Consider the following 8,529-nt stretch of genomic DNA (forward strand, 5'->3'; position numbering starts at 1 on the left):
TGTTACCTTTTCACTAACTAATATAAGATATGTAAGGTGCTTGCCGAACGTTAAGGACAGTCTATACCTTTAGGCATAACTATGTATTAGCCCCTTTTTTTGCTCTCTAAACCTTTTTTCCTAAAAAAAATTTCATTCTGCTGCGCAGCCGTGATATTCTCACTGCAATTAAGCAGTTTGCCATATTGTCATTCCCAATCATTGACTGAATGACCTACTCATATAATGCCCGTCAGGCAAACATACCTATAAAAAAAAGCGGGGGAAACCCCGCTTATTCAATGCCCATTTCTTCTTTTACGACAACAGCAATTCTTTCTACGTACTCTTTGCACAGATTCTCTGTTGGTGCTTCGGCCATTACCCTTACCAATGGTTCTGTGCCTGAAGGCCTTACCAGAATACGGCCGTTTCCGTTCATTTCAGCTTCAACTTTATCTATGACAGCTTTTACTTTTTCGTTTTCCGTCACTCTGTATTTATCAGAAACCCTTACGTTCTCCAGAAGCTGAGGGAACTTTTTCATTTCACCCGCAAGCTCTGACAAAGGCTTGTTTGTTACCTTCATAATATTGACAAGCTGCAGTGCAGACAGCAGGCCGTCTCCAGTCGTGTTGTAATCCAGGAAAATGATATGCCCTGACTGTTCTCCGCCAAGGTTATAGTCATTGTTCTTCATTTCCTCAACCACATATCTGTCTCCTACTGCTGTTTGAATGCTCCCAATACCGGCAGCCTCAAGGCCCTTATAAAAGCCAAGGTTGCTCATCACTGTGGATACAACAGTATCTTTTCTCAAACGGCCTACCTGCTTAAGATATTTAGCACAGATAAACATGATCTGATCTCCGTCAACTATCTGGCCTTTTTCATCAATTGCAATCAACCGGTCCCCATCACCGTCGAACGCAAGGCCGACATCTGCACCTTTTTCTTTTAGAAAGGCCGCTAGTGCTTCAGGATGAGTGGAACCTACTCCGTCGTTGATATTCAGTCCGTTAGGTGACGTACCCATTGTAGACACATCAGCTTCAAGATCAGCGAATAGATGAGTAGCAAGCGAAGAGGTTGCACCATGTGCACAATCCAATGCAACGTGGATGTCTGTAAAGTCTTCATCTACTGTCTGCTTCAAGAATTGAAGATATTTCTGTCCGCCTTCAAAGTAGTCGGCCACCTGTCCAAGATCTCCGCCAACTGGTCTTGGCAGGCTGTCAACTGCTTCATCCATCAATCTTTCAATTTCGTTTTCCTGCTCATCTGACAGCTTAAAGCCGTCCGGGCCAAAGAATTTAATGCCGTTATCCTGAACAGGATTGTGAGAAGCAGAAATCATAACGCCTGCCTGTGCGCCAACCGCTTTTGTTAAGTAGGAAACACCTGGAGTAGAAATGACTCCCAATCTCATTACCTCTGCTCCAATAGAAAGCAAGCCTGCAACGAGCGCTCCTTCCAGCATATGACCGGAAATACGTGTATCACGCCCAATCAGTACTTTTGGCCGTTCTTTGTCCTTTGTTAAGACATAGCCTCCAAAGCGGCCAACTTTAAATGCCAGTTCCGGTGTTAACTCGCTGTTTGCTACTCCGCGTACGCCATCTGTTCCAAAATACTTACCCATGTCAATTTCGCTCCTTTGTCAGATCGTCTTAAGAATCAGAAGTTGCTTCTGGTGTGCTGATTTTGATTTTTACTGTATCTTTTGCCAGTGACCAGTTTACATTTTGTGGACCGGTTACTTCTACCTTCACATCGTGCTCCCCATCATCCAGATCTGTTACATTCACGAACAGTTCTACATCAGAAGCTTCTATTTCTTCAAGCAATTTTGGTGATCCCATAAGGTTCAGGTTGATTGCTTCTGTGACCGGGTCAAGAAATTCAATATCCCTGTCATCTGCCAGGCCGACCGGTTTTACTGGAAGATCTTCCAGGACTTTTTCCTCCACCTTGTCTACGTTGATCTTCACCTGCAGTTTCTCAGGCGAAACCCTGCTTACTCCGTTAGGCAAGGGAACTTCCACTTCCATCACGGTGTCTTCCGTAATTTTGCTAAGGTCCAGCTTAATGCCATTATAAAATTCCAGTGAATCCAGAACATTTTTTGGACCATACAGCGTAATTTCTGACGGATCAGTTTCCAAGCCTGCTATGCTGACTCCCTCGGGAAGCTGTCCCTCCCTGGTGATATTGATTGGCACCTTTTTGGAAGGCGCGGCGATCGGTACGCTGATTCTGACAACCGACGGCTCAACATCTACAGGAAGGATATTACCATCAGCGTCGTAAACAGTCACTCTTGAATCTTCTTCAAATGCTTCATCTCTGTTCTGCAGGCTGACTCGGGCTTTAATCATCGCAATGCTGTCCACGATTTCTCTTGCTCCCGTTACCCTGACAATGTTAGGCCTGATGATCGGCTGTTCAGGCGTATAGCCATCTTTAATCTGATTTTTATTGATAAAATCCACTTCTATCGGAAAGTCCCTGGAGATTTTCTCCTGTACTGTGACAGTGATGATAGATGGATCAACTGTTACTTTTAAGTCAGCTGGGATATTTTTATGCGCCAGCTCCACTCTGTGTGTGCCTGCCGACAGATTGGAAAGCTCCGCAAATACTTCAAAGTCCCTTATCTGCCTGGCTCTTGTTACAGAGCTTGTAGGTCCTTCCACTGTTACGGTTACCGTTTCAGGGACTCCTGTGACCACCATGTTTTCCTGATCAAAATATGATCTAAGCGGAACTTCTGTAATCGTAGCCGCTTCCGTCGTTGCCCTTGGAAATACAGACGGATTAGCCGGTGTTAAAAAGCCGGCTGAACTGCCAGGTTGTGTGGCAGGAGGACTGTTGTCAAAATTGATAGACATATACAGCATCAAAGCAATAAATAATGCGGTGATTTTCATAAACCAATGATTGTTCATCAATCTATCCATTTTTCTTCCCCCTCCATTGCCATCTAGTTTGGGAAACAGCCTTAGGCTGGTTACCAAATTCAGATTGAAGGATTTCTTTCAGTGTTTCTTCCGTCACCCCGCGAATCAACTCTCCGTTGCGCGCGACAGCAATTCCTCCTGTTTCCTCGGAAACTACGATTGTAATGCTGTCTGTTACTTCACTAATGCCAACCGCTGCCCTGTGTCTTGTCCCCAGCTCTTTGGAAATAAAGGGGCTCTCGGAAAGCGGAAGATAACAAGCTGCAGCAGCAACCTGATTCTTTGAGAGAATGACTGCACCATCGTGCAAAGGTGTATTCGGAATGAAAATATTAATCAAAAGTTCGGATGATACTCGCGAATCCAGCGGAATACCAGTTTCTATGTAGTCACTCATCCCAGTTTCTTTTTCTATCGTCAGCAAAGCGCCTATTCTTCTCTTAGCCATATAAGAGGTTGCTTTCATAATATCTTCTGTCAGCTTTTGCTGGCCTTCCTCTTCAGTGCCCACTACCCTGGAGAACAAGCGGCCTCTTCCCAGCTGTTCCAAAGCTCTTCTAAGCTCAGGCTGAAAGATAATAATAATCGCTAAAAATCCCCATGTTAGGGCTTGGTCCATTAACCACTGCAGTGTATTTAAGCCCAAATAACTGCTTAACATACGGACGAGGATAATCACTGTTATTCCTTTTAAAAGCTGAACAGCTTTTGTTCCTCGAATAACCATAATGCTTTTATATACAACGAACCAAACAAGGAGAATATCAACGGCGTTGCCGAGGTACTGCAAGATTGGAAAATCCCCTAAAGCCATTCACCTTTCCTCCATTAAGTTCAAATCATTAAAAAGTACATAACTTTCTCATTATAACATATAAAAACCTAAAGCAAATAAGAAAAGCGGAAGGCAGCTTGCAAGGCCCGACAAGCATAAGATGGCTTGGACGTAAGGGCGCTCTTTGCCCTTATGGCCAAGACAGCTTATGACCTCGAGGGCCTAGCTGCCGGAGCTGGACAAACCGAAAAGCGGAAGGCGCCCGCTCAGCCCTGACAAGCATAAGACGAGCCGGAATGAAGGTTGTTCTTTAACCTTCAGGCCGGATCGGCTTATGACCTCGAAGGGCTGGCGCCTGGAGCTGGACAACACGAAAAGCGGAAGGCGCCCTTTTAAAGGAAGTCATGCTAAGAGCGCCACGTCCTGTGGCAACGCATGACTGTCCGACGTCGTGTCGGGCTCCGACAAGCATAAGATGGCTTGGACGTAAGGGCGCTCTTTGCCCTTATGGCCAAGACAGCTTATGACCTCGAAGGGCTGGCGCCTGGAGCTGGACAAACCGAAAAGCGGAAGGCGCCCGCTCAGCCCTGACAAGCATAAGACGAGCATCTCTAAAAGGCGCTCTTTGCCTTTTTGAGATGATTAGCTTATGACCTCGAAGGGCTGGCGCCTGGAGCTGGACAACACGAAAAGCGGAAGGCGCCGTTTTAAAGGAAGTCATGCTAAGAGCGCCACGTCCTGTGGCAACGGCATGACTGTCCGACGTCGTGTCGGGCTCCGACAAGCATAAGATGGCTTGGACGTAAGGGCGCTCTTTGCCCTTATGGCCAAGACAGCTTATGACCTCGAGGGCCTAGCTGCCGGAGCTGGACAAACCGAAAAGCGGAAGGCGCCCGCTCAGCCCTGACAAGCATAAGATGGCTTGGACGGGCTGGCGCCTGGAGCTGGACAAAATCGAAAAGCGGAGGCAGCTTGCAAGGCCCGACAAGCATAAGACAGTTTGGACAGGAGGTCGCTCTTTGACCTCTTGACCAAACTGGCTTATGACCTCGAGGGCCTAGCTGCCGGAGCTGGACAAAGCCGAAAAGCGGAGGCGCAGTAAAGGAAGTCATGCTAGGTGCGCCACGTCCTGTGGCAATACGTGACTGTCCCTCAAGCTGCTGGCTATTAGAAAAAGGCCATCATTTGATGACCTTTTACTCGAATATATCAATAACATCATTGCCCAGCTCTTTCATTTTTAACCAAAGCCAGTCAAAAACCTGGTTCACTTCTGTTATTTCACCTGTTACATGTCCGGCAGATGCCATGTATTTTTCTCCGTTGACGATTGTTACGTCGCCTTCCACTGTACCTTCTATATTGATACTGCCGTTTTTGACCGTCACATCACCTCTGACTATCTCACCCTCAGGAACAGTGACGATGCCATTCTCTACTATAAGATTGTTCTGTTTGGAGACGCTGAAATCCTGTTCTCCATTCCATGCGGATAACACGCTTCCCGTCATAAAAAGAAGAAACAATGATGCCGCTACAAGGAAAGGGTGGTTTCTGAACCACCTGTTGGCTGTAACGGATTTTTTCTCCTGCGGCAATGCCTTCATAATAGATGCTGTAAAGTCTGCAGGAGCTTCAATATGAGAAGTGCTCTGCACTAGTGCTACAGCTTTCTCCAGGTCATGAAAATGCTGTGAGCATGCTGTGCAGGTTTTCAGGTGATGACGCAGAACAACTTCATCTTCTTCTTCAATATCATGATCAAGATACTGATGCATATATCGTACGATTTCTTCGGAACACTTCATTTCATTCACCTCAATTACAAATCCTTTAATTGTTTTCTCAGCGCTTCTCTGCCACGGTGGATCCTTGTCTTTACAGTCCCTATTGGAAGATCTAAAATCTGGCTGATCTCAATCAAAGAAAGCTCATCAATATACTTTAATACGATGACAGAACGGTATTTATCGGGGAGCTTCAGAATTTCTCTTTGTATGGTTTCCTGAAGTTCCATTGTTTCCACCTGATCTTCGGGAAGCTCTGTGTCTGAAGCGATCTGAGAATACATCGTCAGTCCTTCAGTCCCAGCTACTTCTGCATCCAGATAATAATCAGGCTTTTTCTTTCTGATTCTGTCTATTGAGAGGTTTGTAGCAATTCTGTATAGCCATGTTGAAAATTTTCTGTCCATATCATAGGTGTGGATGTTCATATAAGCCCTGATAAATGCCTCCTGTGCAATATCCTCAGCTTCATGTGAATTGCCAAGCATTCGGTAACAGAGCTGATAAATCTTATCTTTATAAAGATCAACAATCTCGGCAAACGCATTTTGGTCGCCTTTTTTCACCTGCTTGATTCTGTTTTTTACAATGGTTTCCATATTTTTAACCTCCGCTCTTAGCGGGTCTCTTAGTATACGAAAGCAAAAAAGAAAGGTTTCATTTTTTTCATATAAAAATATTTTAGCAAATAATTGGGAATATTGTAGAATTAATTTTAAAGAGTATCTAAAATCGGTGCAAAACACAAGCTTTTTTACGGTGCTATGAGCCGGAAAAAGGGAATAGTGCCATTTTTCATACGAAAAAAACCAGGGAAATCGCCCCTGGCCCGTTACTTTTATAATAACTTCTCTCCAAATAGAGAACCCATCAACTCTACCGCTACAATCGCAGTTTTGTTTCTTTCATCCAAGATCGGGTTAACCTCTACAAATTCAGCTGATGTAATCAATTCAGCTTCTGCAAGCATCTCCATTGCCAAATGGCTTTCACGGTAGCTGATGCCGCCAATTACCGGGGTACCTACACCTGGAGCATCTATTGGATCTAGACCATCCAAGTCTAATGACAGATGAACTCCGTCTGCCCGGCCTTCAAAATATTGAATGGTTTCCTCAATTACCTTCGTCATTCCAAGACGATCAATTTCATGCATCGTGAAAACCTTAATACCCAATTTTTTGATCAGGTCTTTCTCACCCTCATCAAGGCATCTCGCCCCGATAATGACGATATTTTCAGGTTTTACTTTTGGACTGTAACCCATGATATTCGTTAATGTGGAATGGCCGAGTCCGAGGCTTACCGCCAGGGGCATTCCATGTATATTACCCGAAGGAGATGTTTCTCCCGTATTTAAATCTCCGTGGGCATCGTACCAGATCACTCCGAGATTTTCATAGTGCTTTGCCACTCCGGCCAGTGTACCAATTGCTATGCTGTGATCTCCGCCCAAAATCAGCGGAAATGCCCCTTCCTTTACTGTTTCATCTACTTTAAGCGCAAGCTTTTCATTTCCTGCAGCTGCTGCTTTTAAGTTTTTCAGCTTTTCAGATGCATCTTCTTCAACGGAAGCTCTTTTCCCTACATCAATGTCACCAAGATCTTCAACCTCGTAATGCAAGCTTTCCAATCTTTCTACTGCGTTTGCATACCTGATTGCGCTTGGGCCCATATCCACTCCGCGCCTTGTCTGGCCAAAATCCATTGGCACCCCAATAATTGAAATTTTCTTTTTCATGTTTGTTCCTCCCCCTTACGATACCTTCATTTTACCTAGTAAGAGGTGTGTGACTCAACTCAACAAAAATATGTATATATATACAGAAAATTCTCTCAGATTTTTCATAAGCTGTAATGCCCTTTTTAGCAATCCGCGCCCTTTCCTACAGCTGGTCGGCAGCCCTTAACGAGGAGATTTGCCGGGTCGGAAGGAATTGAAATACGGTGCCACCTATGCAAGGAAATATGAAAACAGAAAAAAAACCTGTGCTAATGTCATTCGCACAGGTTTCTATTATGATGAGCCATGAAGGACTCGAACCTTCGACCCTCTGATTAAAAGTCAGATGCTCTACCAACTGAGCTAATGGCTCAAATTAAAAAATTCGATTGGCAGTACAATTTGTCCAAATGAAACCCAATTTTGGGCAAAAAAAAATGGCTGGGCTAGCTGGATTCGAACCAACGCATGACGGAGTCAAAGTCCGTTGCCTTACCGCTTGGCTATAGCCCAATCATATGGTGGAGGGGGACGGATTCGAACCGCCGAACCCTGAGGGAGCGGATTTACAGTCCGCCGCGTTTAGCCACTTCGCTACCCCTCCATATTTTGAAAAACAGTGCCGGCGAGAGGACTTGAACCCCCAACCTACTGATTACAAGTCAGTTGCTCTACCAATTGAGCTACACCGGCATGGTGGAGGATGACGGGCTCGAACCGCCGACCCCCTGCTTGTAAGGCAGGTGCTCTCCCAGCTGAGCTAATCCTCCGGATATGTAAAAATGGTGACCCCTACGGGATTCGAACCCGTGTTACCGCCGTGAAAGGGCGGTGTCTTAACCGCTTGACCAAGGGGCCATTTCATAGTATGTATTGGAAAGCTTCCAACCGGACTCGAACCGGTGACCTCTTCCTTACCATGGAAGTGCTCTACCAACTGAGCTATGGAAGCATGGCTCCGCAGGCAGGACTCGAACCTGCGACCGATCGGTTAACAGCCGATAGCTCTACCACTGAGCTACTGCGGAAAAGTCATAAAGCCTGGCAGCGTCCTACTCTCACAAGGGGAAGCCCCTAACTACCATCGGCGCTGAAGAGCTTAACTTCCGTGTTCGGTATGGGAACGGGTGTGACCTCTTCGCTATCGCCACCAGACTGTATAAAGTTTGAGAAAAACATGTTCCCTCAAAACTGGATAACGCGCAAGATATTATATGTTTGTTCGCTAGTTTATGCCTATATCATATATAGGTTAAGTCCTCGATCGATTAGTATTCGTCAGCTCCACATGTCACCATGCTTCCA

At 45.5% G+C, this 8,529-nt stretch carries 6 protein-coding genes, 8 tRNA genes and 1 rRNA gene; all 15 read right to left on the bottom strand.

Going from position 1 to position 8,529, the window contains the following annotated elements:
* Nucleotides 1-274 precede the first annotated feature (274 nt).
* Nucleotides 275-1,621 carry a phosphoglucosamine mutase gene (glmM, locus tag GJU40_RS08340; protein WP_154307279.1) on the bottom strand — a complete coding sequence of 449 codons (1,347 nt, stop codon included), beginning with the start codon at nt 1,619-1,621 and terminating at the stop codon, nt 275-277.
* Nucleotides 1,622-1,649: 28 nt separating this feature from the next.
* A complete protein-coding gene (locus GJU40_RS08345) occupies nt 1,650-2,939 on the bottom strand; it encodes a CdaR family protein (RefSeq protein WP_154307280.1) in 1,290 nt (429 codons plus the stop codon).
* Complete coding sequence (cdaA, locus tag GJU40_RS08350) at nt 2,932-3,753, bottom strand: diadenylate cyclase CdaA (RefSeq protein WP_154307281.1); 822 nt, start codon at nt 3,751-3,753, stop codon at nt 2,932-2,934. The genes GJU40_RS08345 and cdaA overlap by 8 nt, the downstream gene beginning before the upstream one ends.
* 1,157 nt (nt 3,754-4,910) lie before the next feature.
* Nucleotides 4,911-5,522: an anti-sigma factor family protein gene (locus tag GJU40_RS08355; RefSeq protein ID WP_154307282.1), complete on the bottom strand. Its 612-nt coding sequence runs from the start codon at nt 5,520-5,522 to the stop codon at nt 4,911-4,913.
* Nucleotides 5,523-5,536: 14 nt separating this feature from the next.
* Nucleotides 5,537-6,100 carry an RNA polymerase sigma factor SigW gene (gene sigW, locus GJU40_RS08360; RefSeq protein ID WP_154307283.1) on the bottom strand — a complete coding sequence of 188 codons (564 nt, stop codon included), beginning with the start codon at nt 6,098-6,100 and terminating at the stop codon, nt 5,537-5,539.
* A 239-nt stretch (nt 6,101-6,339) separates the two neighbouring features.
* A complete protein-coding gene (gene rocF / locus GJU40_RS08365; protein WP_154307284.1) occupies nt 6,340-7,242 on the bottom strand; it encodes an arginase in 903 nt (300 codons plus the stop codon).
* Nucleotides 7,243-7,524: 282 nt separating this feature from the next.
* Nucleotides 7,525-7,597 (bottom strand) — tRNA-Lys (locus GJU40_RS08370).
* Between the two features lie 65 nt (nt 7,598-7,662).
* A tRNA-Gln gene (locus tag GJU40_RS08375) sits at nt 7,663-7,737 on the bottom strand.
* A gap of 6 nt (nt 7,738-7,743) precedes the next feature.
* Nucleotides 7,744-7,828 (bottom strand) — tRNA-Tyr (locus GJU40_RS08380).
* Between the two features lie 16 nt (nt 7,829-7,844).
* Nucleotides 7,845-7,917, bottom strand: a tRNA-Thr gene (locus GJU40_RS08385).
* A 1-nt stretch (nt 7,918) separates the two neighbouring features.
* Nucleotides 7,919-7,994 (bottom strand) — tRNA-Val (locus GJU40_RS08390).
* Between the two features lie 13 nt (nt 7,995-8,007).
* Nucleotides 8,008-8,082: transfer RNA gene (locus tag GJU40_RS08395), tRNA-Glu, on the bottom strand.
* 21 nt (nt 8,083-8,103) lie between these two features.
* Nucleotides 8,104-8,176: transfer RNA gene (locus tag GJU40_RS08400), tRNA-Thr, on the bottom strand.
* 1 nt (nt 8,177) lies between these two features.
* Nucleotides 8,178-8,252, bottom strand: a tRNA-Asn gene (locus tag GJU40_RS08405).
* 11 nt (nt 8,253-8,263) lie between these two features.
* Nucleotides 8,264-8,379 (bottom strand): 5S ribosomal RNA (rrf, locus tag GJU40_RS08410).
* Between the last annotated feature and the right edge of the window lie 150 nt (nt 8,380-8,529).

It is taken from the genome of Metabacillus lacus (assembly GCF_009674805.1).
Classification (GTDB): Bacteria; Bacillota; Bacilli; order Bacillales; family Bacillaceae; genus Metabacillus_C; species Metabacillus_C lacus.

Excerpts from the sequence above, each read along its gene's own strand:
- GJU40_RS08345 (WP_154307280.1), bottom strand. The coding sequence starts at position 2,939 with ATGGATAGATTGATGAACAATCATTGGTTTATGAAAATCACCGCATTA.
- cdaA (WP_154307281.1), bottom strand. The coding sequence starts at position 3,753 with ATGGCTTTAGGGGATTTTCCAATCTTGCAGTACCTCGGCAACGCCGTT.
- glmM (WP_154307279.1), bottom strand. The coding sequence starts at position 1,621 with ATGGGTAAGTATTTTGGAACAGATGGCGTACGCGGAGTAGCAAACAGC.
- rocF (WP_154307284.1), bottom strand. The coding sequence starts at position 7,242 with ATGAAAAAGAAAATTTCAATTATTGGGGTGCCAATGGATTTTGGCCAG.
- GJU40_RS08355 (WP_154307282.1), bottom strand. The coding sequence starts at position 5,522 with ATGAAGTGTTCCGAAGAAATCGTACGATATATGCATCAGTATCTTGAT.
- sigW (WP_154307283.1), bottom strand. The coding sequence starts at position 6,100 with ATGGAAACCATTGTAAAAAACAGAATCAAGCAGGTGAAAAAAGGCGAC.